The 24736-nt window shown below is 48.4% G+C and carries 27 protein-coding genes and 1 pseudogene; 15 read left to right on the forward strand and 13 right to left on the reverse strand.

Annotated features, from left to right (window positions below; genetic code table 11):
• Nucleotides 1–11 precede the first annotated feature (11 nt).
• Entirely contained in the window at nucleotides 12–626 is a 615-nt protein-coding gene (gene phaR / locus GUA87_RS02500; protein ID WP_193714942.1) for a polyhydroxyalkanoate synthesis repressor PhaR, read from the forward strand.
• Nucleotides 627–855: 229 nt separating this feature from the next.
• Entirely contained in the window at nucleotides 856–1326 is a 471-nt protein-coding gene (locus GUA87_RS02505) for a hypothetical protein (protein WP_193714943.1), read from the forward strand.
• A gap of 7 nt (nucleotides 1327–1333) precedes the next feature.
• Here GUA87_RS02505 and msrA read toward each other — a convergent pair whose 3' ends face one another.
• On the reverse strand, nucleotides 1334–1816 hold the full coding sequence (msrA, locus tag GUA87_RS02510) for a peptide-methionine (S)-S-oxide reductase MsrA (RefSeq protein ID WP_193714944.1): 483 nt from the start codon (nucleotides 1814–1816) through the stop codon (nucleotides 1334–1336).
• A 141-nt stretch (nucleotides 1817–1957) separates the two neighbouring features.
• On the opposite strand from msrA, the gene GUA87_RS02515 reads away from it, so the two are divergent.
• Genes GUA87_RS02515 through yaaA form a run of 3 tightly spaced genes read left to right on the forward strand, consistent with a single transcriptional unit; the run spans nucleotide 1958 to nucleotide 6021 of the window.
• On the forward strand, nucleotides 1958–3439 hold the full coding sequence (locus GUA87_RS02515; RefSeq protein ID WP_193714945.1) for a PLP-dependent aminotransferase family protein: 1482 nt from the start codon (nucleotides 1958–1960) through the stop codon (nucleotides 3437–3439).
• Nucleotides 3436–5196, forward strand: coding sequence for an extracellular solute-binding protein (locus tag GUA87_RS02520; RefSeq protein WP_193714946.1), 1761 nt, complete (start codon nucleotides 3436–3438; stop codon nucleotides 5194–5196). The genes GUA87_RS02515 and GUA87_RS02520 overlap by 4 nt, the downstream gene beginning before the upstream one ends.
• Before the next feature lie 51 nt (nucleotides 5197–5247).
• Nucleotides 5248–6021: a peroxide stress protein YaaA gene (yaaA, locus tag GUA87_RS02525; protein WP_193714947.1), complete on the forward strand. Its 774-nt coding sequence runs from the start codon at nucleotides 5248–5250 to the stop codon at nucleotides 6019–6021.
• On the opposite strand, the gene GUA87_RS02530 is transcribed toward yaaA, so the two are convergent.
• The 5 genes from GUA87_RS02530 to argH form a co-directional block, all read right to left on the reverse strand.
• A complete protein-coding gene (locus tag GUA87_RS02530; RefSeq protein ID WP_193714948.1) occupies nucleotides 6014–7012 on the reverse strand; it encodes a glycosyl transferase family protein in 999 nt (332 codons plus the stop codon). The genes yaaA and GUA87_RS02530 overlap by 8 nt on opposite strands.
• A gap of 65 nt (nucleotides 7013–7077) precedes the next feature.
• Nucleotides 7078–9525: a TIGR02302 family protein gene (locus tag GUA87_RS02535; protein WP_193714949.1), complete on the reverse strand. Its 2448-nt coding sequence runs from the start codon at nucleotides 9523–9525 to the stop codon at nucleotides 7078–7080.
• 41 nt (nucleotides 9526–9566) lie between these two features.
• The gene (gene lysA / locus GUA87_RS02540; protein WP_193714950.1) at nucleotides 9567–10826 is read right to left on the reverse strand and encodes a diaminopimelate decarboxylase; all 1260 of its coding nucleotides are present in this window, start codon (nucleotides 10824–10826) and stop codon (nucleotides 9567–9569) included.
• 12 nt (nucleotides 10827–10838) lie between these two features.
• The gene (locus tag GUA87_RS18035; RefSeq protein WP_265332185.1) at nucleotides 10839–10973 is read right to left on the reverse strand and encodes a hypothetical protein; all 135 of its coding nucleotides are present in this window, start codon (nucleotides 10971–10973) and stop codon (nucleotides 10839–10841) included.
• Entirely contained in the window at nucleotides 10970–12361 is a 1392-nt protein-coding gene (gene argH / locus GUA87_RS02545) for an argininosuccinate lyase (protein WP_193714951.1), read from the reverse strand. Before argH ends, GUA87_RS18035 begins: the two co-directional genes overlap by 4 nt.
• 41 nt (nucleotides 12362–12402) lie before the next feature.
• On the opposite strand from argH, the gene GUA87_RS02550 reads away from it, so the two are divergent.
• Nucleotides 12403–12972, forward strand: coding sequence for a TlpA family protein disulfide reductase (locus GUA87_RS02550; RefSeq protein ID WP_193714952.1), 570 nt, complete (start codon nucleotides 12403–12405; stop codon nucleotides 12970–12972).
• Here the strand turns inward: GUA87_RS02550 and GUA87_RS02555 are convergent, their stop codons facing one another.
• Genes GUA87_RS02555 through GUA87_RS02570 form a run of 4 tightly spaced genes read right to left on the reverse strand, consistent with a single transcriptional unit; the run spans nucleotide 12973 to nucleotide 15641 of the window.
• The gene (locus GUA87_RS02555) at nucleotides 12973–13362 is read right to left on the reverse strand and encodes a hypothetical protein (RefSeq protein ID WP_193714953.1); all 390 of its coding nucleotides are present in this window, start codon (nucleotides 13360–13362) and stop codon (nucleotides 12973–12975) included.
• 33 nt (nucleotides 13363–13395) lie between these two features.
• Nucleotides 13396–13977 (reverse strand): TetR/AcrR family transcriptional regulator, encoded by a 582-nt coding sequence (locus GUA87_RS02560; protein WP_193714954.1) that lies wholly within the window; start codon nucleotides 13975–13977, stop codon nucleotides 13396–13398.
• A 48-nt stretch (nucleotides 13978–14025) separates the two neighbouring features.
• Nucleotides 14026–14895 (reverse strand): SDR family oxidoreductase, encoded by an 870-nt coding sequence (locus GUA87_RS02565; RefSeq protein WP_193714955.1) that lies wholly within the window; start codon nucleotides 14893–14895, stop codon nucleotides 14026–14028.
• 5 nt (nucleotides 14896–14900) lie between these two features.
• On the reverse strand, nucleotides 14901–15641 hold the full coding sequence (locus GUA87_RS02570; RefSeq protein WP_193714956.1) for a hypothetical protein: 741 nt from the start codon (nucleotides 15639–15641) through the stop codon (nucleotides 14901–14903).
• Between the two features lie 106 nt (nucleotides 15642–15747).
• Here GUA87_RS02570 and GUA87_RS02575 point away from each other — a divergent pair, with 106 nt between their 5' ends.
• Nucleotides 15748–16575 carry a tetratricopeptide repeat protein gene (locus GUA87_RS02575; RefSeq protein ID WP_193714957.1) on the forward strand — a complete coding sequence of 276 codons (828 nt, stop codon included), beginning with the start codon at nucleotides 15748–15750 and terminating at the stop codon, nucleotides 16573–16575.
• Nucleotide 16576: 1 nt separating this feature from the next.
• Here the strand turns inward: GUA87_RS02575 and GUA87_RS02580 are convergent, their stop codons facing one another.
• Complete coding sequence (locus GUA87_RS02580; RefSeq protein ID WP_193715793.1) at nucleotides 16577–17284, reverse strand: ATP-binding protein; 708 nt, start codon at nucleotides 17282–17284, stop codon at nucleotides 16577–16579.
• A gap of 63 nt (nucleotides 17285–17347) precedes the next feature.
• Here GUA87_RS02580 and GUA87_RS02585 point away from each other — a divergent pair, with 63 nt between their 5' ends.
• From GUA87_RS02585 to GUA87_RS17795, 5 genes and pseudogenes are all read left to right on the forward strand, one after another.
• Nucleotides 17348–18004: a TnsA endonuclease N-terminal domain-containing protein gene (locus GUA87_RS02585; RefSeq protein WP_193714958.1), complete on the forward strand. Its 657-nt coding sequence runs from the start codon at nucleotides 17348–17350 to the stop codon at nucleotides 18002–18004.
• 5 nt (nucleotides 18005–18009) lie between these two features.
• Entirely contained in the window at nucleotides 18010–19890 is a 1881-nt protein-coding gene (locus tag GUA87_RS02590; RefSeq protein ID WP_193714959.1) for a Mu transposase C-terminal domain-containing protein, read from the forward strand.
• 3 nt (nucleotides 19891–19893) lie between these two features.
• Nucleotides 19894–20802: a TniB family NTP-binding protein gene (locus GUA87_RS02595; RefSeq protein ID WP_193714960.1), complete on the forward strand. Its 909-nt coding sequence runs from the start codon at nucleotides 19894–19896 to the stop codon at nucleotides 20800–20802.
• Nucleotides 20789–21223 (forward strand): annotated as a pseudogene (locus tag GUA87_RS18280) (TniQ family protein); the annotation flags it as partial. The gene GUA87_RS02595 and the pseudogene GUA87_RS18280, both read left to right, overlap by 14 nt.
• 126 nt (nucleotides 21224–21349) lie before the next feature.
• On the forward strand, nucleotides 21350–21757 hold the full coding sequence (locus tag GUA87_RS17795; RefSeq protein ID WP_227711789.1) for a hypothetical protein: 408 nt from the start codon (nucleotides 21350–21352) through the stop codon (nucleotides 21755–21757).
• Here the strand turns inward: GUA87_RS17795 and GUA87_RS02605 are convergent.
• Nucleotides 21740–22732 (reverse strand): relaxase/mobilization nuclease domain-containing protein, encoded by a 993-nt coding sequence (locus GUA87_RS02605; protein WP_193714962.1) that lies wholly within the window; start codon nucleotides 22730–22732, stop codon nucleotides 21740–21742. The two genes, GUA87_RS17795 and GUA87_RS02605, sit on opposite strands and share 18 nt — an antisense overlap.
• Before the next feature lie 57 nt (nucleotides 22733–22789).
• Here GUA87_RS02605 and GUA87_RS02610 point away from each other — a divergent pair, with 57 nt between their 5' ends.
• Nucleotides 22790–22951, forward strand: a complete 162-nt coding sequence (locus GUA87_RS02610; RefSeq protein WP_193714963.1) for a hypothetical protein — start codon at nucleotides 22790–22792, stop codon at nucleotides 22949–22951.
• Between the two features lie 76 nt (nucleotides 22952–23027).
• Here the strand turns inward: GUA87_RS02610 and GUA87_RS02615 are convergent, their stop codons facing one another.
• Nucleotides 23028–23549, reverse strand: coding sequence for an antirestriction protein ArdA (locus tag GUA87_RS02615; RefSeq protein ID WP_193714964.1), 522 nt, complete (start codon nucleotides 23547–23549; stop codon nucleotides 23028–23030).
• Nucleotides 23550–23889: 340 nt separating this feature from the next.
• On the opposite strand from GUA87_RS02615, the gene GUA87_RS02620 reads away from it, so the two are divergent.
• Together GUA87_RS02620 and GUA87_RS18285 are read left to right on the forward strand one after the other, a co-directional pair.
• Nucleotides 23890–24138, forward strand: coding sequence for a type II toxin-antitoxin system ParD family antitoxin (locus GUA87_RS02620; RefSeq protein WP_193714965.1), 249 nt, complete (start codon nucleotides 23890–23892; stop codon nucleotides 24136–24138).
• A complete protein-coding gene (locus GUA87_RS18285; protein WP_193714966.1) occupies nucleotides 24125–24457 on the forward strand; it encodes a type II toxin-antitoxin system RelE/ParE family toxin in 333 nt (110 codons plus the stop codon). Before GUA87_RS02620 ends, GUA87_RS18285 begins: the two co-directional genes overlap by 14 nt.
• The last annotated feature ends 279 nt before the right edge of the window (nucleotides 24458–24736 follow it).

Here is a 24736-nt window from a genome sequence, read left to right on the forward strand (position 1 = left end):
GTGGATAAAACTTGTCCGATAAAACCAATCAAGAAGCAGACGCAATTGTCATTAAAAAATATGCCAATCGCCGACTGTATAATACTGCAACATCTTCATATGTAACCTTGGATCACCTCAGCAGCATGGTGAAAGAGGGAACTGATTTTGTTGTTTATGATGCAAAAACAAATGAAGACATTACGCGTTCTGTCCTCACTCAAATTATCTTTGAGGAAGAAGCCAAGGGACAGAATCTGCTGCCTATCAATTTTCTTCGCCAGTTGATCCGCTACTATGGTGACAGCTTGCAAACGGTAGTTCCAGATTATCTGGATATGTCCATGCGGTCATTCACCAGCAATCAGGAAAAAATGCGCGAAGCCATGCCTGACAATCTGACGGATAACCCACTTTATCGTCAGTTTGAAGAAATGGGACGCCAAAACATGGCCATGTTCAGCCAGGCCATGAAAATGTTCTCACCGCAAGGATTTGGCGTGGCACAAGAACAGCCGGAACCTGTAGCAGAAGAAAAACCTGCCCCTGCGGCAAGTGATGAAACAACATCAATGATGAAACAGTTGCAAGAGCAGCTCGCGCAGATGCAATCACGCATTGATGAATTGGATAACAAGAAAAAGTGATCCGGAGGTGAGGGTTAGGGGCTTGTAATCCTCACCACCTACTGACATATATGATCAACAGACTTAAGAACATCATTGTATTATGATTTAATGTTTTGTTAACTAAATTGGTCACAAAATATTCGTTTGAAAGTCTTTCCTCCAGAGAATCTGGAGTCTGGTTTACGATTAGCCGCGTCAATACTCCGTAAGTCTTTGTCGAATTAACAACGATGGTGATGAGCAACTAATGGAGCCCGCTCGGTCCGGCATAATACCTCTATCCCAACATCATGCGGCGGCCCTTCGCCAAGCTGACCTGTTGGCATACGCGGAACAGAAAGCCCTCATTAATGAGGAGCGTCTGTCCCGTAAGGTGGACTCTACTGACAATTCAGCAATTGGATCCAGGCGGCAACCTGTTCAAGTCGATCCCGACCAGCACTCGGCAAGGTCCGTTACAGGGCATATCCGCTCCCTACAGGCATATCAGCGCCCGGAAGAGAGATTTGCACTTCAAACTTATGAAGTTGGGCAGCACTCAACTCCTTTCCTTGCGCAACAGGTCGCACAAGGTCAGTTACCTGAACTGTCTGCCCATGAGATTTTCAGAAGCGATGCCGAACTTGAGCATCAACAGGCGACACAGGCCTATCAGGATACCCGCGCCCTCACCGCAACTGTGCTTGGATTGCAAGGCTTCAGAGAACGGATTGCCTAAAGCGCCATTAGATGCGGCAGGTCGCCAGGCCGCGTTTTTCCAGATATTGCTGATGATAATCTTCCGCCGGATAAAAATCCGGTGCCTGCTCGATAATCGTTACAATGGGATCCCGAAAGGCTTTTGCATCCGTGAGCGCTTGTTTTGATCTTTCAGCCGCTTCTTTTTGCGCGTCGTCGCAATAGAATATCACAGACCGATATTGTGTGCCGATATCCGGGCCCTGCCTATTCAGCGTTGTGGGGTTATGGCTCTGCCAAAAAACGTTCAAAAGCTGCTCATAAGAGACTTTTGCTGGATCAAAACGAACGGCGACAACTTCAGCATGTTGTGTTGTGCCGCTACAAACCTCTTCGTAAGTTGGGCTTATTTTATGTCCACCCTGGTAGCCGACAGCCGTTTCAATAACCCCTTCAACATTACGATATGCGGCCTCGACACCCCAGAAGCAGCCTGCCCCAAAGTAAGCGATTTGTGATCCGTTACCCATTCTCATCCCTTTCTGGCCTGAATTACGCCCTATCAATCTATTAGGTATACGAAAACTCGAAAACAATAGATTTCAGATAACTTTATTGTAATCAGTCCCAAAGTAATTCTAAATTACCGGAATTCACAGGGCCAATTTGACATGAAACAAATACTGCTTTCCGCTATCTCTTTGGATTTAAAAAGTAAAGATCCACTACATCGTCAATTATTCCTACAACTAAGGGAAGCCATCCTGGATGGCACCTTAAAGGCAGGAACACGGCTGCCCTCTACACGGCTGCTGGCAAAAGACCTGAACGTTTCCAGAAACACTATTCTCGCTGCATTTGATCAGCTCATGGCGGAAGGATATTTGACAAGCCGGACCGGATCGGGAACTTTCATTTCAGATCAGATCCCCGATGAAATTCTGACGAAATCTGCCAAGAAAGAAAATCCACAAAAAATTGATCGCCATTTTCCACTTTCAAGTCATGCAGCGGCATTGCATCAGAAAAAAGCGTCACAAGTTTATCACGGCGGCCCCTTTTCACCGGGCACCCCGGAACTGGAACAGTTTCCTTTTGTGGATTGGTCACGATTGTTAGCAAAGCACTGGCGGCGTCCCAAAAGGGAATTGCTAACTGGAAATCCTATAGGTGGCTCCCGAGATTTGCGAGAAGCTTTGAGTGACTATCTTGCCCAAACCCGCGCCGTAAAATCCGATCCCGAGCAGATCATTGTCTTAAGTGGATCCCAGCAGGCCATTCATCTGGTTGTTCGGGCCTTTGCAAATCCGGGAGATCCCATTCTAATGGAAGATCCCGGATTTCCTGGGGTTCGCAACACCATTATTGGCGCTGGCGCAACGCCTATACCTGTTCCCGTTGATGACGAAGGATTTTCTTTGGAGGCAGCTGAAAAACTGGCACCAGAAGCGCGCCTTGCCTGTATCGCCCCGTCCCATCAGTATCCCCTTGGACCTACCATGTCTTTGCCCAGAAGGTTGGATCTTCTGAATTGGGCAAAACAAACGGACAGCTTCCTGTTGGAAGACGATTATGACAGTGAATATCGCTATACGGGTCGTCCCCTTTCCTCTTTGCAGGGGCTGGATACGGATCAACGGGTTATTTATGTGGGTTCCATGAGCAAGGTGATGTTTAGTGGACTCCGAATCGGATACATGGTTGTCCCGCCCGACCTTGTGGATATGTTCCTGTCTTTAAGGCGGGATATGGATGGGCATTCACCTGCCACAGTGGAACCTGCCCTTGCCGAATTTATTCGTGAAGGGCATCTGTCTAGCCATATTCGCCGGATGCGGTTACTTTATGACGAACGTCAACAATGCCTTTTGAAACTGCTCCAAGATAAATGTGGTGATTTTCTTGATGTGAAACCGCAAGAGTCTGGCATGCATCTGGTCGCTTTTCTAAAGGACAATATCAGAGATTTGGATGTTGAGGCCAAATGCAAGGAAGATGGATTGCTCTTGCGGGCGTTATCCCGGTTTTATCACGGGCCGAAAAGTCGTAACGGTCTGATCATTGGTTTCGCCGGAACCTCCAAAGAGCACATGCCTGCCCATGTGGATAAACTGCAACAGCATTTAGTAACCCTAAATGGTGGGAAAACATGATAAAGCGGGCCATCATCGCATTTGCGCTCACCCTTCTTGTTAGACATGGCACAGCAGCATCTGAAGAGGGAATTGCCATGCATGGAAGTCCGAAGTATCAAGCGGGCTTTTCCCATTTTTCATATGCCGACCCTGCCGCCACTCAAGGGGGACATTTACGCCTTGCGTCAGTTGGAAGTTTCGACAGCTTGAACCCGTTTATTGTGCGGGGGAATCCGGCAAAAGGTTTGGGCCTGATATACCAGTCTCTTCTTAACCGAAGTGCAGATGAACCCTTCAGTTTGTATTCCGGTCTTGCTTCCATTGTTGACATCAGCAGCGACAGGCGGCGACTGCATTTGCGCCTTCATGACAAAGCCCGGTTTTCTGACGGCACCCCTGTCACCGCTACAGATGTAAGGTTCAGTTTCGAAACCTTAAGAGACAAAGGCCGACCCAATCACAGGCAATATTACCGTGAAGTCTTAACTCTGGAAGCCCCAAACGATAGAGACCTTATCTTTACCTTCCGGGAAGCCAGTGGTCGGGAGTTACCCCTTATACTTGGGCTAATGCCCGTGCTATCAGCCAAATTCTATAGCCAGCAACCCTTCGCAGAGACACATCTTTCACACCCGGTTGGCAGCGGTCCCTATCGCATAAAAACTGCCGAGGCCGGCAATCAAATAACATATGAACGCATTCGCCCCTTTTGGGGGGATGAGCTGCGCTCCATGAAGGGACGCCACAATTTTGATCAGGTGACCTACAAGTATTTCCGCGACAAGGAAGTTGCCTTTCAAGCGTTCAAAGCCAATGAAGTGGATCTCTATACAGAAGGTGATCCTGCAAAATGGAACGCTCGCAAAAAAGACACCACCTACCGTTCAGTGGCACTATCGAGGCGGCTCCCCCCATATATGGAAGCCCTCGTTTTCAACACACGGCGCGCGCCTTTTGACGACAAAAATATCCGAAAAGCGCTAGCGAGGTTGTTTGATTTTGAGTGGATTAACAAAAATCTTCTTCACGGTTTATACCAAAGGACCGGCAGCTTTTTTGAACATACTCCCCTTTCCGCCTTAAACCCTCTGTCTACAACAGAACAAGAGACCTTAAAAATCCTCGGCATAAAATCCGACGATTACGAACTTCTAGATCAGCAAGCATTTGCAACCAATCTGGACAGACGAAACTCCCTTCGGGCTGCGAAGAAAATCCTTCGTGAAGCGGGTTGGAAAATTGGCCCTGATGGGATGTTGATAGATCGCAACAAAAAAGCATTTGAATTTGAAATTCTGCTGGTCGATCGTCAATACCAGAAAATACTGGCAGGTTTCATCGATACCCTTCGAAAAATCGGCATTCAGGCGAAAATCCGAATGATGGATAGTGCTGGATATCAACAGCGCATCAACCAATTTGATTTTGATATGATGATCGCGAGATGGGGCCAAAGCCTGTCTCCCGGAAACGAACAGGCCTTTTACTGGGGCAGTGCTGCTGCTGATCTTTCAGGAAGCCGTAATTATCCTGGAATCCGATCAGCAGCCGTTGATGAAATGATCCAGAAGATCAAAGCCTCGATTACGAAAGAGGAGCTACAAACCGCTACCCGTGTACTGGACCGGCTTCTTTTGGCAGGGCATTACGTTATCCCGCTTTATCATCGAAATTCGGTCTGGGTGTATCATCACAAACATCTCACATATCCAACAACTCTTCCTGATCGGGGTCTTTCGACCGACCTTTGGTCCATGCGCCCTATTGACGAATAGCTGTGAATTGCCACATAACAAAAGCGACTAATTAATAATTGGAATAATTCTATGCTGGTATTGCTTTCTCCTGCAAAAAAACTCGATTTTGACCGTACCTACGCGCCTGAAACCTATACTGAACTTAAATTTCAGAAAGACACTCAGGAACTGTTGAAAACGGCAAAGAAGCAAAACCCGGCGGACCTGAAGCGACTGATGAAGATCAGTGATGACCTCAGTGACTTAAACTATAAACGCTTTCAGGCCATGGAATTTCCGTTTAATCCTGAAAATGCCAAGCAGGCCGGCTTTGCCTTTGCAGGCGACACCTATACAGGCCTCGACATCACGACATTGTCGGAAGCGGATCTTGCTTTTGCACAGGATCATGTGCGTATTCTTTCCGGCCTCTATGGCATTGCACGGCCGCTGGACCTGATCCAGCCATACCGTTTGGAAATGGGAACCCGCATGGCCAATACTCGCGGTGAAAATCTCTATGACTTCTGGGGGGAGCGGTTGGCCGATGGGCTGAATGATGAACTTTCCTCTCATTCTTCAAAAATGATCATCAACTGTGCCTCAAACGAGTATTTCAAAGCGGTCAAACCCAAGGCATTAAACTATCCAGTCATCACTCCCGTCTTTAAAGAGGTGAAAAGCGGCGTTGCAAAAGTCATTGGCTTTAGCGCCAAACGCGCCCGCGGCATGATGGCCCGTTATATCAGCCAGAACCGCATCGAAAATCCAGAAGACATCAAAGCCTTCGACATGGCTGGATACAGTTTTCAGCCAGATGCTTCAAACGACAAAGAATTTCATTTCCATCGGGACGTTAGTTAAAACGTCCCTTATCCCGGGCTTCCCATATCTCCCGGGCGATGTTGTCCAATTCGTCCGGTGATTTCTCTGGCTGCTTCATTTTAAGCGCCGCCGCCAGTGTTCCGATCACGGCAAGCGTGGGAACCTCAAGCACCAGCTCGCCGCTCCACAATCGTCTCAGGTTTTCAGGATCAAGATCCTCTTCCCGCCATTTATAATCGTTGATATCCGTAAGCTTCGGCCAGACGATTTCAGAGACGTCACCCGATAAGATCGCATCCATGCGGGATGGCTTCATGGGATTCCGCATGACTTCACCGCCCCCGCCTTTGAAAATCAACGCATTCTCCTGCGACAAATACTCCGCAGCCCCCAAATGCAACGCTTTATAGGGTGGGTGGAATACCCCCTGCATCTGACAGCGGGCATTTAAAGGGTTAAGATCCCGACCAAATGTATTGACGGCAGTGCGCACCCCAAGCAACGGTCTTAAATCAAACAGCTGTTGAAGGGGAGCACAGAAAGTCTCCAGCCCAACATAGGTGAGCGGGTTATCTTGAAGAAGGCTCGTAGCTTCCTTCAAGGAACTTGCTTGCGGGATACCGAACAGATCAAGCCCGGGTCTCGTGGGCGCAAAACCATCGCTGTACCCTTCGATACCATGCATCAAAACGCGATATCCCTGATCTGCCAAAAGGATTGCTGACAGGATAAACCAAGGTTGCTGGCGGTGGCGATCTGCGTATGAAGGCCAATCAAAATCCACATGGGGTATTTCTGCTGGCAACTCAAATGTCTCTTTGGCAGCCGCTGCCATGCCTGCAAGTTCCTCGCCTGTCTCTCCTTTTCGGCGAAGAAGCAGAAGAAATGCCCCTAGCTGCAGCGGTTCAACCTCATCTCGCAGGATCATTCCCATGGCACTTTTAGCTTCGTCAAAAGTGAGGTCACGCCACATATTTGGCCCTTTGCCAAGAATGCGGACATATTCAGAAAAAGGGTGATCTTGGGTCATTCTTGGTCCTGCTTAAGGCGGTTTCTAACCTTAAACATATGGGAAGGTGAGGCCCGTTGCCAGTCTCAATTGAAACGCTCCAGCAATCGCTTCAAGTAGTCTTTTTCAAGAGGGCTCCGACCGGGTTCGTTAAGTCGCCTTTGTAATTCATTTAAGATGGCGCGGGCGCGGGAGACACTACTTGCCCCTGGAATTTGGTTCTTGCCTGCGCTGTCTGGCGGGCTACCCATTGGACCATCTGAACGCCCCAGTGGATCCTGATTGCCATCTTGACCAAAAGCGCCTCTTAACTTTCCACTTCCTTGTCCCTGCATCATTTGCTGTGCAAGACTGGATGCGCTTTGCTGCAGTTGTTGCAGTGCATTTTGTTGCCAATCCTGCGCTTCATTCGATTGCTGTCGGGAAAGCGCTTCTAACGCCCGTTTCATGGCACGTTCTGCGCGGCCAAGTGGGGCCGGAATAGGTCCGTTAAGGCCAAGGTCTCCCATTAAATCTCCAAGCTGCTGACGCAGCACCTTCTGCTGCTCTTGCAGACCTTTATAATCCCCCGGTCTGGTGGCGAAGGGCAGGCTGTCAGGATTGCGGGCAGCCTCATCTGCTTTACGCATCTCTTTTTCAGACAGGGAAAAAGTTTGATCCAGAAGCTTCTGCTGCTCTGAGACGATATCCCCAAGCTCCTTCAACATTTTTTGGCCTGCCTGCATTTGACCATTTTGCGCAGCCTCTCCTGCGGCCTGAAGGTTTTCAAGGATATTTTGAAGCTGATTTAGAAGATTACGTGCCTCATCCGTCGCCCCGGTTTTTGCCAGATCATCAACCTGCGACAACATCCTGTTCAAATCATCCTGCGCAAAAGCGTTGGGGGTGCCAGACATAGGAAGGTTTTGAAAATCTTCCGGGCTCATAGCGCGGGCCGCCATTTCCGCCAGAAAATCATTCATCGCTTCTTTCAATTCCTGAACCCGACGGGAGATCTCATCAGCATCTGCGCCATTGTTAAGCGCCTCCATCAAAGCTTTTTCGGCATCTCTCATGCGTTGCTCTGCGATATTCAGATTACCATTTTCCAGCTTCAGTGCCGCTTGCCACAGTAATCCGGCCACAGGCTCAATTTTCTCTGACATAAGATCCGTGATTAAAGAGGCGCGGGCCACAGAAATGGCTAAAACCACCCCCCAATCATTGTCCATTGCCTCTGGCAGCGACGTGATGGCCTCCAATGTGGCGATAACGGGAAGGCGATTATGAATAGGGTCCAGTACCAGTTTCTTGCGCTCCCCGACAAGTACGCGGGCAACCGGATGAGAAAACTGGCGTTCAGGCAATATCATTTCAATGGTGCGTGATCTGCCTACTTGGCCCTGCTCATCCACGGCTTCCAAATGCAGTCGAACGGGTAGGCCTGCCCAGATGTCCGCCGTCAGGTCAATATAGCTCTGGCTCTCGCTTTGCTTTTGCCCCTCGGGATAAGGCAAATCAATCAGTAACTCTCTTTCGTTTCCGTCACGGTAGAAACGCGCTTTTAACCCGTTTACGCCGTAATCATCTTCCGCCCGACCTAATATCTGAAGGGCATTTCTACTGGTAACTAAAGGCGTCGCCAGAAGATTTGCAACCGGTGGCAAATCAGGAATAGGGGTGATGGTAAAATCAGAAATCACATCCCCAGCAACCACCATCTGCCAGCGACCCGCGGGAATATTATCCCAACTGATCTGGTAATTACCCGGGGCAATTTGGGTAAGTTCCTTCTCCGTTTGCTCCCCTTTTAGCAAAGGCACCTCATCCGCCCCCGACAAACTGGCAACCAAACTGCTTCCTTCAGGAAGTCTAAAATCCGTCACTGGTCCCGCCTCGGTTACCTCTCCCTTGAACAGCAATTTGGGCGCTAACGCTGTATATTCAGGTGGGGTGGCCCAGATATCCAGTTGAATGACCTGCTTTTCAAAATGGATCGCGATATCAAAGGAAGAGGCGAGACGGCCTTTATAGTCGCCACTTGCGAAAATAGCCGATGCAACGACAGTAAAGAGAGCCATCGCCCGAAGGGCATGAGGGTCGCCCTCTGAGAGCCATAAGCGCGGGAGAATATATTTAAGCTGCCTTAGCCGTTTAGCCTGCTGCGCCATATGAAGGCGCCACAAAGAAACGGCCTTGTCGCTCTCTACAAAAGAAACCGCCGTTGGCTGCTCCAGATCTTTTAAGGGGTTATGCTTGATGTGGCTGCGCCGCTCCAGCGCCTCCAGAACATCATCATGGTGTGGAAAATGGATATTTCGAACCGCCTTCCAAAGAAGGATGTAGAAAATAATCGCCCCGGCAACAAATAACGAAAAATGCAGTAAATCGGGGATGGCCTGCCAAAATCCAGTAAAGCTGACGGCAACGTAAAGGCAAATAAAAACAAAAAGATAAGTGCTGGCTTTCCAGATATTTTCGACAAGAAGAACGGCTTGCGCCCATTTCAGGCGCAACCCCACTTTCCAGTCTGACATCTGCACTTCGTCGTTCATCTGCCCTCCAGCTTCCATAGCTGAAAAGCAGATGCCCTACCTTACAGCCACTCTGGCAGCTTATCCTGTTTTAGCAATTCCTCCAATGCCGGACGTTCACGGATCACGGCAAAGTCATCACCGTTCACCAAAACCTCTGGCACCAGTGGCCGGGTATTGTATGTCGACGCCATCACGGCCCCATAAGCACCCGCACTTCTAAAGGCAACCAGATCGCCAGCAGACACAGGGGGCAATTCACGCCCTTTAGCGAAAGTATCACCGGTTTCACAAACAGGCCCAACAACATCCACCATTTCCGTGCCATCCGCCTCATTAGGCTGACGGATTGTGTCGATATGATGGTAGCCGTCATACATGGCAGGGCGAATAAGGTCATTCATGGCAGCGTCCAGAATGACAAACTTTCGTTCAGCCCCCTGTTTGACGTAAATCACCTCAGATACCAGAACACCCGCATTACCTACAATTAGGCGACCCGGCTCAAAGATCAACTGTACGCCAAGGTTCCCCATAGCCTGCAAGGCAACCTGACCATAGTTTTCTGGCGCAGGTGGGATCGTGCCATCATAGGGAATACCAAGACCGCCGCCCAGATCAACTTGCGTAATTTCATGACCTTCTTTGCGTAGTTGGTCCACGAGTTCACGGACCCGCATAAAGGCATTATTGAACGGATCCAGATCCGTGAGCTGCGATCCGATATGGACATCAACGCCCTGGATTTTAATGCCAGGCAGCGTTGCTGCTTCCCCATAAATGCGCGACACATCCTGCCACGGCACACCGAACTTGTTTTCAGCCTTACCGGTTGAGATTTTCGCGTGAGTTTTGGCATCCACGTCCGGGTTCACCCGAAAGGCAATCGGCGCAACTTTTCCAAGGCGCGTTGCGACTTCGGATAGAACTCTCACTTCTGGTTCGGACTCTACGTTGAACTGCAAAATCCCTGCGTTCAGTGCCAGTTCCATTTCATGTGGTTTTTTACCAACACCAGAGAACACGATTTTGTTCGCAGGAATACCAGCTTCCAGCGCCCGGCGTAGTTCCCCTTCAGAAACTACATCTGCGCCCGCACCCAATTTGGCAAGGGTTTTGATAACAGCCAGATTGGAGTTGGCTTTTACCGCATAGCAAACCAGTGCATTTGCCCCGTCAAACGCCTTTGAAAAGACATTGAAATGACGTTCCAACGTCGCCGTGGAATAACAATAAAAGGGCGTTCCCACCTCTTTCGCAATTTCAGCAAGAGGAAGATTTTCGGCGTACAGTTCGCCGTTCTGGTAATTAAAATGATCCATTATTCAGGTCCGTTATTCAGTGACGACAGGGAGGGTGTAACCGCTTGCTTGCTTCTTATATGTGGGACTGCCCTTCTTGCCGCACGCAGCAAGACCGCCCAACATAAGACCAGAAACAACAAGTAAGGTTACAACTTTCCGCATCATCCTTCTCCGTCCAGAATTGTCTGCCAACGGGCCACCTGCGCCCGCACTTGACTAGGTGCTGTTCCGCCATAACTTACGCGGCTGGCAACAGAATTATCCACACCCAGTACATCAAAAATCTCATCAGTGATTTCAGCTTCAACAGATTGCATCTGTGCAAGCGTCAAATCTTCAAGACCACAGTTATTATCTTCTGCCATTTTCACAAGTGTGCCCGTCACATGATGGGCATTACGGAACGGCATGTTCAATTTACGAACCAGCCAGTCCGCAAGATCTGTCGCAGTTGTGAAACCTGCGCCAGAGGCCGCTTTCATGATCTCACCATTTACTTTGATATCGCGGATCATGCCTGTCATCGCCGCAAGGCAAAGCTGCAGGTTATCGGCGGCATCAAACACAGGTTCTTTATCTTCCTGCATGTCCTTGCCATACGTCATCGGCAGCCCCTTCATCATCATGAGCAGGGTCTGGAAAGCACCGGCACTACGGCCCGCTTTACCACGGATCAATTCCGCCGCATCCGGGTTTTTCTTCTGCGGCATGATGGAAGATCCGGTTGAGAAACTGTCGGAACATTCCACAAATTTAAACTGCGCACTGGACCAAATGACAATTTCTTCTGCTAGACGCGACAGATGCATGGAACAGATTGAGGCAAAACTCAAAAACTCCAACGCAAAATCGCGATCTGCAGTTCCATCCAATGAGTTTGCAGTTGGACGATCAAACCCCAGCGCCTTTGCTGTCATTTCCCGATCAATTGGGAACGATGTACCGGCAAGGGCCGCTGACCCCAATGGACATTCATTCAGACGCGCCCGTGCATCGGCAAGGCGGCTTCGGTCCCGCGCAAACATTTCAAGGTAAGCCAGCATATGGTGACCGAAAGTCACCGGTTGCGCGGCCTGAAGGTGAGTAAAGCCTGGCATAACTGTGTCGGCTTCAGTGTCCGCCTGAAACAAAAGCGCTTTTTGCAGGTCTTTCAATTCACCATCAAGATGGTCCATCGTATCCCGCACCCAAAGGCGCATGTCCGTTGCCACTTGGTCGTTACGAGATCGTGCGGTATGCAAACGACCTGCCGGATCGCCGATCAATTCACGCAAGCGTGCTTCCACATGCATGTGAATATCTTCAAGGGCCGGATCGGTTTTGAAATTGCCAGCCTCGATCTCACGAAGAATTGTCTGTAATCCTTCCTGTATTTTCTGGCAATCTTCACTTGAAATGATCCCCTGTTCCCTCAACATAGTTGAATGGGCCATGGATCCGGCGATATCCTGCTTATAGAGCCGTCGATCGAAATCGATGGAGGCGTTAATACGTTCCATAATTTCGGCGGGGCCTTTGGCAAATCTGCCACCCCAAAGCTCATTTGCGCTCATGTCTGTGGGCTCTCTTTAAGTAACTGTTGGACCAAGTCACGATGATGTTTAAAAAATTACCGATCGCAACCCTTCTTGCTGTGCTTACATTTACAGGGCTTGGGCTCTCGACTTCAACTGCTTTCTCCCAAAATCTTGACCAATATCTCAACGGTGAGATGAAAAATGTCACCTTGAAGAAAGAACGGGAAGAAATTGCGGACATCAGCTTCAAAGATGGGGATGGCAACACGCGCCAGATTTCAGAATTTAAAGGCAAAGTGCTCCTGGTCAATTTCTGGGCCACATGGTGCGCCCCCTGCCGCGAAGAAATGCCAAGTCTGGATAACTTACAAGCGGAACTAGGATCAGATGACTTTACCGTTCTTGCCGTTGGGCAGGACCTTCAAGGTGTTGAAAAAACAAAAAAATTCCTGAAAGCACTTAAACTTGAAAACCTGGCTGCTTTCAACGATAAAACCGTTAAATCTGGCCGCAAACTTGGTGTTTTTGGCCTTCCTGCCACATTGATCATCGACCGGGAGGGCCGCGAAGTAGGACGGCTTGTGGGTCCTGCAGAGTGGGATTCTGAGGAAGCGATAGAACTTTTGAAAGCCGTGATCGAAGGCTAGTTATTTCTTGGGCGCGGTTTCATCATATGTTTTGACGCCGCGCATCTCCCGCTCGAACCTTTCACGGACAATTTTATCGCCATAACTTTCTGGTGGCTTATTTTGCTCCCGGCGGATCAGCCAGATTCTAAAAACCCGTTCCACCAGAAAACTGCTCAGGAAGAAGAAGACGCCCTTCAAGATATCAAGAAGGGCAAGGTCCTTGGCGAGCGCAAGCTCTCCTTTTTCCATACCAACCAAGATATCCAGCGCGACAATAGCGGCCAGCCCCCCAAAACCAAGCACCGCAAAAATCAGCCGAATGCGTCCGACCGTCCAGGGGAAAAGAATGAGTGAAATAAACACGGCCGCATAAACGACAGGCCCCCAAATTTCTGGACTAATCGGCATTTTCACTCACTCTAAATTTTCAGATAAATCAGCTTAACCTTTTAAGGAAGCCAGTGCCACTTCTACCATGGGCCGAAGGGTGGTTTCTTCCGGGCGCAATTTACCCATAACCCGGATACCCTGCATCACACCAACAAAGAAGGTCGCAAGCTCTGCTGCCTCTCTCTGGTTTTCGATTTCGCCATTTTGCTGACCTTTGGCAATCAGCGCAGTGAGATCTTCTTCGATTTTACCGTAATATTCCCGAATCAGCTTTGCACATTCCGGATCGTAGGAGCCGCGTTCCACCGTTGTGTTGGTGATAAAACACCCACGCTTTTCAGGATCTTCCAGCGTGCGATACATGAAGGCGTAAAGGTAGTCGGTCAGGATTTCGACAGTGTTTCCATCCTGCTTCAGGGCATTTCCCCGGGACAGGGAGCGCTGTGTGTATTGATCAAGAGCAGAGATAAAAAGCTGATGCTTATCACCGAAAGTATCATACAGGCTGCCCCGGTTGATACCCATGCAATCCACTAGATCCTGAATGGAAGTTGCTTCATATCCACGGGCCCAAAAGGCTTTCATGGCTTTCTGTAAGGCATCTTCTTTATCAAAACACTTTGCGCGGGGCATGTGCAAACTCGACCAATTGTTAGAATTTCATTTATGTTACATAAACGCTCAAAGCGCCTCTGACAAGGCTTTCAATCCCTCTTTATAGGTTGGAAACCTTAAAGAAATCCCAAGTTCATCCTTGATGCGTTTATTACTGACTGTCTTATTGTCATTATAGAAGCTACGCGCCATTGGGCTTAGGTTAGCCGTTTCAAAATCCTGAAGCGGCGGCGCCTCAATCCCCAGCAATTCTGCGGCGTAAGCAACCACATCCTGCGGCGGTGCCGGATTGTCATCCGCAATATTATAAATACGTCCGGGATTAGGCTGTTTCATGGACGCTGATAGAATGGCCGCGATGTCCTCAACATGAATTCGTGAGAAAACATGATCTTTTTTCACAATTCTGTGAGCTTTCCCTTTTTGCAGGGAAACAAGCTGATTTCGGCCAGGACCATAGATGCCCGGTAAACGGAAGATATGAAGCGGCAATCCATTGCGAGCGTGTAGATCTTCCCACGCCATTTCTGCATCTACCCGACGCTGTCCGCGTGGACCGCTTGCATTGCGGGGGGTTTCTTCGGTTGCTTCACCGCCGTTCAGATTGCCGTAGACACCAGTAGTCGAGAGATACCCGACCCACTCAAGGCTATTCAGGGTGACCAGCGCTTCTGACATCGTCAGAAATACCGGATCCCCTTCCCCTGACGGCGGAATGGATAAAAGGACATGAGTGATGGTATCCGCCACCTCGTCCCACCAGATGGGAAAGGCTTCGCCTTCAAAAGGCTTCAAAGTGACATTAGGCGGCAAGGTCTCCCCTGCCGCCGTGACATCTCGTTTGGTTCCGATGAAATTCCAGTTTGGATTTTGCCGGGCAAGTTCCCTCGCCGTAAACCCAAGACCAAAACAAAGAACCGTCTTCTTATCCGTCATAAATCCTAATTCTCTTCCGCGGGCATCTGGCCCAACACAACCGTGGCAGACAGCATCGCCTTTCTGGAGACCGGCATCTGGGCACCGCCGCTGCTTTGCCCAGCGACCCCGCGCGCGTCCATTTCCGCCATCGCCATTTTTGGCTCCATCGCAGGACGTGCCATCAAGCGCGGGCTAGGCATACCTTCGCCCACAAAATCCACCATACGCACACGATATTTGGCGCCTTCAAAAGCAGTATTCAAGCGTTTTGCTTCTTCAGCGGCCATTTTATAGATCTTACCGCGAAGTTCGCCCATCAGCCCCTGCATCGCTTCCAAAGAAGGAGCAAAGTTCACATAATTGATGGTCGCTTTAAAACCGGGGCGGCTCACTTCTTCGGCTTTATCGCGAAGACCTGCAACATATTTTTCATGGAGACGCGCTTCCGCCGCAACATACCAGCGATTGAGACCGGTTTGGTCTTTAGATTGATTTGTGGATGTCACATGCCACTTGGCATCGGGAGAGAATTTCTTCAGCTTATCCAGAATTTCCTGCCGGATTTCAGAGGCAGTTTCTTTCTGCTGCACAACAGTAAATTGCACCCCAACCCGGGCATCTTCTGTTGTCACCCACCCTTCAGTTTGCAGGTTCATAACAACTTCATCTTCCACCAATGGATAGTCCTGCACCTCATCGGCATATACTGCCAGAGGCGCAACAAAACCCAATCCCATTGCCAGACCGAAAACTGCTGATTTCATAAGATTCCCTCATCCTTTGGAACGTGTAACCTCATACCTAAAATTCAATTTAGACCGATTTGTGTCGAAACAGGAGCGGTTTCTGGACCAATTAAGGTAAAATAAGATGCTGGCACTCCTGCGTACCAGCCCCTATAAATTCAAATTGGAAATCAATTTACAGCTTGAAATAACACTGATGATCAAACCCTTTGTGAGTTTTCTGCTTCTGACCTCGTTTCTAAGCCTTCAAACCACTGCCGCGACAGCAGCAGTACGTAACGAGAAAGACGAGTATGACGCCTGTATCAAGCTGACAAAGAAAGATCCGGAGCTAGCTTTTGAAAGTGCTCTGAGCTGGCGCGATCAAGGAGGCGGATTTCCGGCCCGCCATTGCGCCGCACTTGCCCTCGTCGGCATGAAAAAATACCATCTGGCAGCCCCGCGCCTTGAAAAACTGGCACAGGAAATGCGCGAAGCGGGCTCTCATCTTGTCCTCGCCGTCCTCTCGCAAGCCGCCAATACATGGCTTCTTGCCAAGGATTATTCCCGCGCCTACGGTGTGGTGACCGCCGCGTTGGAACTCAATTCAAATGACGTGGATCTGCTGGTGGATCGCAGCCGTATTCTGGCCGCCGCAGAAAATTATCAGGACGCCTTCAACGATCTGGATCTTGCCCTGCGCATTGATCCGACCCGTATTGATGCCATGGTTTTCCGTGCGGTTGCCTGGCGGCATCTTGGCAATAATGAGCGGGCCTTTGAAGATGTGGACTTGGCTCTCTCCTTGCTTCCTGATGATGTGGATGGCTTGGTGGAGCGCGGCATTCTCCACCGCCTTTTGGGGCGCCCGGATGAGGCCAGAAAAGACTGGCTAAAGGTGCTGGAGCTCACCCCCAATAGCCCGGCCGGAGAGACCGCCAGACGAAACATTGAAAAACTGGACGTAAAATAATTCAAGCTGCGGCAGATGACCTAAGGCCGTGTAGTGCTGCACGATACCCCAATGCTTCAGCTATATGAGCACGACCAAGCTGTTCCTTCCCTTCCAGATCTGCAAGTGTGCGCGCTACCTTCAACACCCGATGATACCCCCTTGCGGAAAGTTTCAGCTTACCGATGGCATCCTGCATCAAGGCACGCCCACTCTCATCCAACACAGCAACCTGCTCAAGCACTCTCCCTTCGGCTTCTGCATTGGTACGAATTGGGTTGAGAAGGTTCAGCTTTCCATATCGTGCCCGCTGAATGGCACGGGCACGTGCGACTCGCTCCGCCACCATTTCACTGGTCTCGCTTGGCGGCGGTAAAGTTAAATCCATAGCGGAGACCGCGGGCACTTCCACAAAGATATCCATACGATCCAGCATAGGGCCAGATATTTTGTTCCGATATTCCAACGCGCATTTAGGGGCTTTTGCACAGGCAAGTTCCGCATCATCCAAATGCCCACATCGGCACGGGTTCATGGCGGCGACCATTTGAAACCGTGCAGGATATGACACATGTGCATTCGCGCGAGCAATCACCGCCCGGCCAATTTCTACAGGTTGCCGCAAGGCCTCCAGAACCTGTCTTCCAAATTCCGGCAACTCATCCAAAAAGAGAACCCCAAGATGAGCCAGCGACACCTCCCCTGGATTGGCTTTGCGCCCACCTGACAGGAATAATTTTAAATGATAGTATGGTCAAAATAAGATATAATTATATAGAAAAAGGCGATATTGGTGACAGTTAGGCGGATACAAAAAAGCTATCGTAGCCTTACAGGGTACGTGGGAACTTCAAGATTTGGCTCTATTCAATTTGAGTCTACTCTTGAGAGAGACTTTATCGAACTGATGGAGTTCAACACACAGGTAACAAACATTATCTCTCAGCCAATTAAGATCAGATATGTCAACTCAGAGCAGGCAATACGCCACTATACCCCCGACTTTTTGGTCAGTTATGAAGTATCAGATAGCAATGAAGAAGAGACCTGGATTTATGAGATCAAATATGTCGATGACCTTCACAAGAATTGCTCTGACTTAAAAGAAAAGTTCCGCGCGGCCATTCGCCATAGCAAGTCAAACCAGTACCGGTTCAAAATTTTAACAGAGCGGCAAATCAGAACCCCTTACCTTGAAAACGTGAAAATTCTTCAAAAACACCTCAGGTACCCTCTCCCGGAATATTGGAAAGTAGTGTTTGAAGTTTTTAACAACGGCTTGGCAACCTCTTTAGACACTTTCGTTTCAAAACACGGCATCGAAGGCATTCAACTTCAAGAGCTCATATTTGTTATCTGGCAGCTCGTTGCACGCAACATCCTAATTACGGACCTGAATAAACCATTGTCAAAAGACACGATAATCTCAACACATCCGGAAGGAATCTGATCGCTATGGTACAACCATTAAGCTTTGAAGTATCTGTAGGTAATTACTATCGATGTGATGGGGTGTTGGGTCGCGTAATGAGTTTCGTGGAACACAATGTTGTACTAGTTAAGTTTGATCCGATCAAAGACCTAGTTAGATATAAAATCCACGATCTAGAACCACTCCAGTTTCCAGAAAATACTTTTAGGCTTAAGGATATTACGAGCTTAACTGAAAAAGAGCAGGAAATAATTGATTTCCGATTTAATGCTATCAAAGACCTATTAGATAACCGCCAAAAAGGAAACGGATTCGAAAAAGTAAAATCCAGAGCTCAAGAATTAAATGTAAGCTACACAACACTCTATCGGTGGATCAAAAAATACAAATCTGGAAGAAGTAAATCAGCGCTGTTAGACGTCACACGAAGCGACAAAGGAAAATCCCGTATCGATCTTCAAGTCGAAGAGTTAATGCAGGACATTATAGATAATCACTACCTGACACCTGAACGACCCACTATCGAGTCTTCATATAATTATCTAAAGGTTAAATGTGACGAACTGAATCTTAAGCCTCCCCATAAAAACACACTCTTAAACCGAATTAGACAACTACCAGACCAACAAATCAGAAGTGCAAGATTTGGCAAGAAAGCCAAACGTGTTTTCTACGCCCCGTCGCCTGAAGGATATCAAGAAGCGATCCGTCCGCTCTCAGTCATCCAAATTGATCATACGCTGATGAATATTGTCTGTGTGGATGAAGAGTTTGGAGAAGTAATTGGAAGACCTTGGATAACCTTGGCAATTGACGTTTACTCCAGAATGGTTGCCGGTTTTTTTATCAGTTTTGATCCTCCAAGCGCCGGCTCAGTAGCCCAATGCATTTATCATGCAGTCCAACCTAAAGATGAATGGTTGAAGTCTATGGGTATTGAGGCTGACTGGCCTGTATATGGATTACTGGAAACCATTCATTGCGACAATGCCAGAGAATTTAGGGGAAATACCCTAAAAAATGCCTGCGAGCAGTATAATATGAACCTTCAATTTCGTCCTGTCGCCAAACCAGAGTTTGGCGCTCATATCGAAAGACTAATGGGTACTTTATCAACCCAACTTAATTCAATGAAAGGGACAACACGTTCCAATGTAACAAGCAAGGGTGACTACGACCCGGCGAAAAATGCAACTTACACGATTTCTCAAGTACAAAAGCACTGTACGATTTTTTTCTCAAAAATTTACCACACTAAAGAGCATACTGGTTTAGATTTTGGTTACTGCCCCTTACTTAAATACAAAGATGCTTTGCACCCATATAACGACAGCGGGCTTACAGGGACGCCACCGCTGATTGTTGATCAACACAAATTTAGACTGGACTTCATGCCCATGTTTGAACGAACCATACAAAAAGACGGTGTTAGTCTGGATACTCTAACCTACTACAGTGACACGCTGGAACCCTTCATCAAATACCGGAAATCTGAAAATTCTAAAGCCTCAGAAAAGTTTATATTCAGAAGAGATCCATGGGACATTTCGAAGCTATACTTCAAAAATCCAATTACTGAAGAATATTCAGAGATTCTGTGTAAAGACACTCGCTTTCCCCCAATGTCTCTTTGGGAGTTCAAAGCTGTTTCCAACTATCTTAGTCGACAAAACCTCAATCGAATAGATACACAACAAATCATTGAGGGCCACAGAGAACTGCAGGAGCTGGCAAATGAAGCTCAGAAAACCCAAAAACAGAAAAAACTTGCCAAACCCTTTATGAGAAAGCCTGGGCATCACGACCCAACCCCAGCACAAAAAAAACAAGTTTGTGAAGAAGTTGATGACTGGCGCTCACAAATAGATCCCTCTGAAATCACCGCCTTTACCGATGAGGATTAACGCGTGCCCTTAGATCACATGACTCAAAAAACACAACAGGTGTTTCTTGCTGGGAAAGATCAACGCACTCTATGGGTGCAACAGGATCATTGGATTAATTATCCCACTGCAGCAAAGGCTCTCAATCAAATGGAGAAGTTACTTACCTCTCCGGCAAGGACCAGAATGCAGAACCTATTAATATTTGGGGAAAGCAATAATGGTAAAACGGCAATCCTAAATCAGTTCTGTAAAGAACATCCGATCGATGAAAACCCTGAAGGGGATCACATCCTATGTCCAGTCTTCAAAATAGAGGCTCCGCCGGAAGCCAGTATCCAAGCCTTCTACACAACGATACTTGATCTTCTTTGCGTACCTTTTCGATACAATGACAGGATTGAGAAAAAAGCCCATCAAGTTGAAACAGTCCTTCGCCAGATCGGTGTCAAGGTTCTCATCATTGATGAGGTTCACAATATGCTTGCCGGCACAGCTTTAAAACAACAACAATTTCGCAATGTTCTTAAATATTTAAGCAATACACTTCAGATTTCCATAGTGGCCGCTGGTACTAACGATGCGTTAAATGCCCTCTCTGCCGACAAACAGATTCGGAGCAGGTTTATGCCTTTCAAGCTAAATCATTGGACTTTAAATAAGGATTACCTTCGCCTGCTCTACACTCTTGAAAGTCGCCTTCCTCTTGCGGAACCAACAAGGCTGGTTGATCACAAGACGCTCTACATGCATCTGTTCGAAAGATCTGAACAGGTGATTGGAGAAATCATTGAACTCGTTCGCGAAGCAACACTCATTGCAATTGAAGAGGACGCACCGAAGCTAACTTTAGACATCTTCCGAAAAGTGGACCGATTGAGTCCTTCTTCTAGGAGACAGCTCTATCGAGAACGACCTCGTGAGACTTTCTAAAACATGGCCGATACATTTAAACCCCCTACCAGATGAATTAACCTCATCCTGGCTCATTCGATGTGCTTCCGCTCACGGGCAAAAAATCCAGACATTCACAACGCTTACCCTAAAGTCTACAGATATCTGGACTAGAGACCTTGATAATTCGGTATCTGACGAAAAGCTTCAAACTCTATCAGCGCAATCGGGCCGCTCATTCAGGATCCTTGATCAAACACGCCTTAAGAGCTTTGAAAATTTAGCGTTCAAATCTCACGCACCTAAATCCTATACAAGAAATATTCTCTCACTTGGCGTCTACCATAGAACCCGCAAGCGTTACGGCTTACAGTATTGCCCATTATGTCTGCGCGATGACGCTATACCCTATTACCGGCGAACCTGGCGCCTTGTATTTATTGTAGCTTGCCAAAAACATAAGGTTCTACTTCATGATCAGTGCCCATTCTGTTCCGCTCCAGTAGCCCCTCATCGATTTGACTTTCGAAACCGCATAATCCCAGAACCGCTTGATTTCCGGCTTTGCAGTTTCTGTAAGGGAAATTTGGCTGCCGCAAACACTGTATTGGCTGAAAAAGAACATCTCAGCTTCGCGATCAAGTTTACCAACAGCTTTTCTGATGGCCGTGTAACACTTAGTGATGGCACCTGCGTGAATGCATTTGAATTTTTTGAGTTTGCGCGTGAACTATTGAAAATTCTTTTACAGCATGAGGTTAAGGTCAAAAAATTTAGAGATCTTGTATGGAAGACCTACTCAAAACCAGAAGACCTTGATAATGCTAAGCAGGTTGAGATGATGAGAGTAAAGGCTCGTTCTTTAGGGCTCCAACTTGTTTATAACATTCTGGAAGATTGGCCCGCCAGATATAAAGATATACTGTCACGCTCACGTGTTTCACCAAGTCTGGTTACCAAAGAGCTTGGATACCCACTACAGTGGCTCCCTTAGAGGACAGTTTACCCCTTCTCCAATGTCATCCCAAATGTAAAATCTTCCTGTAACTTCTCGATCCTCAATCCGTGGCGACGTTCCTTGCATATGACTTAAACCCAGAGCTCTACATTGCGTCCATTCCCGATAGGACTTGCCGAATCCCTCTTCCAAGGCACTCAGGCGAACGCCACGTCCCATCTGGGAGAGTTTGGCAACCTGCCTGCCATCAGTGATGATTGCGCCCTGCCCTTTGGGCATAAGGGTGTATCCTTTCGCGCCCAGCCGATCTTCAAGGTCTTTCCAACTGGCGGCTTCGGAAAAATCAACGCCGATCAGGTCTCGAAGGTCTTTGAGCTGAGACTTCTCGAACGGGATATCCGGAACACGATTTTCCTTCAGGGCTTGTTGGAGCTCTCCCTCCGAAGGTTTCGGCCCTTCGATATCCAGATCGTCACGCTCAATCCGTTCCTTCACGCGCTCCAGGTCGCGCTCAAAGTCCACGCCCCAATGATCCACAAGATCGAGACCGAGCTCCCGTTCCTCGTCCGCCAGCACCTTGTTGATCCGCTGCCAGTCCCGAGACGTAGACCATGCCCGGCCCGTTTCAGGGTCAATGCGGTTGACCAGAATATGGATGTGCTTATGGCCCGTGTCGTTGTGGGCATAGATGGCCGCTTGGTGATTCTCCAGCCCGAGTTCCTTTAGCAGCCGGTCGGCAATGCGCTCCATCTTCTCCCGGTCCAGATTCGGGGCGTCCTCTTTCGTCCAGGATACTGGTAGATGCAAAACCGGTTTCTTGGTTCGTGATGACAGGTTGGCCGTTGCCCGCATGATCCGCCCGATCTCTTTCGCGTCACCCTGCGCGTCGAGCCTGCCGAGATTGCGCGTCGAGCTCCATTCTACCCGCTCCGGATTCTTCCTTTGTCGCCCCCTGGTCAGATATGACAGGCATCCCCTGAAGCCATTTCCATAGATGGGTTTGCCGATCACCGCCCTGCCTCACTTCTTGGTCGCGGCTTCTTCGATAGCGCGAAGGGTGGTCAGCACATGGCCCAGGCAGTCTTGTATCTCCGCATTGGAAATTTCCCGCCCCATATTGGCGCGGCGGGTCAGGCGATTGAGGGAGACACGCGCGAGCCGACGCTGACGGCTTGGCAGTCACAATCCTTGCGCCCCATGCCCCAGCGGGCGGCTGGGCGCGCCTCATAAGGGGGGCGGGCTATTACATCCTGAAAGCCTGAAACAAATCATCATCAGCCCTGCAATCGCAGGGCTGATTTCTTGTCTATCCATGATACTCGATCACAAACTGATTCCCGTCATGTTCAAAGGTGGTAAACCCGCCGTTGATTTCCATATCGCGGGCATAGGCGTCCGTGTCGATATAGAATGGATTAAGGCCTGCCTTTTCTACAGCATCCAGAATTCCGCTACCTTCAAGATACTGCTCCGCATAGTCCTTGAGCGAACCTTCAAACAGATAAACGTCATCCAGATCACGCTCCAAGATTTCCTTCATGCTCAAGCCAAACTCACCAGATAGGTAGAGCACCTTCACCAACTCCTCATCCGTGAACGCGCCTTCAAAGTCATCAAACCAGATGTTCAAGTTTGCCTGATTAACCGACAAGGCATGAAACAAGTCGCAATCGTCTCCGTCGCCGTCGATATACTGGATTTCATATTCCTCAACCGGATCACCGTATTCGTTTCGGTGTTCGCCTGCTTTCTTCTGGTACTCTTCCAAAGTCTGAAAATAAAACCCTGTGGCGGAAATATCGTAAGGGGTCGCATGGTAGGTGTTCATCGTCTTTAGTCCTTCTCTTGAATTACCCGCAGGGCAAACCCCCGCGCTATACCTTCTGCCCAGCGGCGAGCGACCAAAGAGCCGCGAGCAAGAGAAGGGAGTGAGACCGATAAACAGACGGCTCCAAGAAGCCGCCCTTCAATCAAAGGGGCATCTGGCCAAACACGTTTGTGCGGGCATGGCCGGACGGCGACCTTGGGAAAGCCGGAGGTGTTCGGTAAAGCTGGAAGAACAAGGATATCGCGTGGAACACGCAATAGAGTAATAGCAATATCTGATAACAAAGATTGACATTTTGTCGTTTATTACCATACTTAAATGTAGTTAAGGAGGGTCAGAGATGAATTTCAGCCTAACACCGAATTTAGAACAATTTGTTCGCGATCGCGCAGATTCAGGCGATTATAACAATGCGAGCGAAGTCGTTCGTGAAGCGCTGCGTCTTTTGAAAAAACATGAGGAAATTGAAACCCTCAAACTCCAGAAACTCAAGATAGCTCTTAAGGAAGCGGACAACGATCTTAAAAATGGAGATTTTGTTGACCTAGAGACATCCGAAGTTTTGGATCGGTTTTTTGCCGAACTCTAATAGAAAAATCCGGATTACGGCTTCCGCGGAACGTGACCTTAAAAAGATAGGCGATTACACCCAGAAAGAATGGGGAAGAAAACAGAAGGCAAAATATCTTTCTGGTATAAGGAATAAGTTCTCTGAATTGAATGACATGCCCGATATAGGGAAAGAGCGAGACAATTTACGTAAGGGCTTACGCTCACACCCGGTTGGAAGTCATGTCATCTTCTATGAATCGACATCAAAGAGACTGACAATCATGCGCATCCTGCACAAAAACATGGAGCCTGAGCGGTATTTAAATATGGATCGTGGTCGGGGCTTATCTCGTTAAGCTACGGAAAATGCAAAATGGTACAATTTGGTACAGCAAATTGTAGCCAACATTGTTGAGAGCTATTGTAGCCTGAAATTTATTTTTGAGATTTAGTGTACCAAAACTGTACCATTGGCATAAACGAAGGGCTTAGCATTTCTGCTAAGCCCTTGATTTTATTGGTTGCGGGGGGCAGGATTTGAACCTGCGACCTTCAGGTTATGAGCTTTACGCTCTTTTATAATTCTGAACAACCTTGAACAAAGAATATCGCCATTTCCTGCCATTTTCAACGGT

The sequence above is a fragment of the Sneathiella sp. P13V-1 genome (assembly GCF_015143595.1).
GTDB lineage: Bacteria > Pseudomonadota > Alphaproteobacteria > Sneathiellales > Sneathiellaceae > Sneathiella.

What these genes read in the sequence shown, in the direction of transcription:
- GUA87_RS02505 (WP_193714943.1), top strand. Translation starts at nt 856, where the DNA reads ATGGAGCCCGCTCGGTCCGGCATAATACCTCTATCCCAACATCATGCG.
- msrA (WP_193714944.1), bottom strand. Translation starts at nt 1,816, where the DNA reads ATGGGTAACGGATCACAAATCGCTTACTTTGGGGCAGGCTGCTTCTGG.
- GUA87_RS02515 (WP_193714945.1), top strand. Translation starts at nt 1,958, where the DNA reads ATGAAACAAATACTGCTTTCCGCTATCTCTTTGGATTTAAAAAGTAAA.
- GUA87_RS02520 (WP_193714946.1), top strand. Translation starts at nt 3,436, where the DNA reads ATGATAAAGCGGGCCATCATCGCATTTGCGCTCACCCTTCTTGTTAGA.
- yaaA (WP_193714947.1), top strand. Translation starts at nt 5,248, where the DNA reads ATGCTGGTATTGCTTTCTCCTGCAAAAAAACTCGATTTTGACCGTACC.
- GUA87_RS02530 (WP_193714948.1), bottom strand. Translation starts at nt 7,012, where the DNA reads ATGACCCAAGATCACCCTTTTTCTGAATATGTCCGCATTCTTGGCAAA.
- GUA87_RS02535 (WP_193714949.1), bottom strand. Translation starts at nt 9,525, where the DNA reads ATGAACGACGAAGTGCAGATGTCAGACTGGAAAGTGGGGTTGCGCCTG.
- lysA (WP_193714950.1), bottom strand. Translation starts at nt 10,826, where the DNA reads ATGGATCATTTTAATTACCAGAACGGCGAACTGTACGCCGAAAATCTT.
- GUA87_RS18035 (WP_265332185.1), bottom strand. Translation starts at nt 10,973, where the DNA reads ATGATGCGGAAAGTTGTAACCTTACTTGTTGTTTCTGGTCTTATGTTG.
- argH (WP_193714951.1), bottom strand. Translation starts at nt 12,361, where the DNA reads ATGAGCGCAAATGAGCTTTGGGGTGGCAGATTTGCCAAAGGCCCCGCC.
- GUA87_RS02550 (WP_193714952.1), top strand. Translation starts at nt 12,403, where the DNA reads ATGATGTTTAAAAAATTACCGATCGCAACCCTTCTTGCTGTGCTTACA.
- GUA87_RS02555 (WP_193714953.1), bottom strand. Translation starts at nt 13,362, where the DNA reads ATGCCGATTAGTCCAGAAATTTGGGGGCCTGTCGTTTATGCGGCCGTG.
- GUA87_RS02560 (WP_193714954.1), bottom strand. Translation starts at nt 13,977, where the DNA reads ATGCCCCGCGCAAAGTGTTTTGATAAAGAAGATGCCTTACAGAAAGCC.
- GUA87_RS02565 (WP_193714955.1), bottom strand. Translation starts at nt 14,895, where the DNA reads ATGACGGATAAGAAGACGGTTCTTTGTTTTGGTCTTGGGTTTACGGCG.
- GUA87_RS02570 (WP_193714956.1), bottom strand. Translation starts at nt 15,641, where the DNA reads ATGAAATCAGCAGTTTTCGGTCTGGCAATGGGATTGGGTTTTGTTGCG.
- GUA87_RS02575 (WP_193714957.1), top strand. Translation starts at nt 15,748, where the DNA reads ATGCTGGCACTCCTGCGTACCAGCCCCTATAAATTCAAATTGGAAATC.
- GUA87_RS02590 (WP_193714959.1), top strand. Translation starts at nt 18,010, where the DNA reads ATGGTACAACCATTAAGCTTTGAAGTATCTGTAGGTAATTACTATCGA.
- GUA87_RS02610 (WP_193714963.1), top strand. Translation starts at nt 22,790, where the DNA reads ATGGCCCAGGCAGTCTTGTATCTCCGCATTGGAAATTTCCCGCCCCAT.
- GUA87_RS02615 (WP_193714964.1), bottom strand. Translation starts at nt 23,549, where the DNA reads ATGAACACCTACCATGCGACCCCTTACGATATTTCCGCCACAGGGTTT.
- GUA87_RS02620 (WP_193714965.1), top strand. Translation starts at nt 23,890, where the DNA reads ATGAATTTCAGCCTAACACCGAATTTAGAACAATTTGTTCGCGATCGC.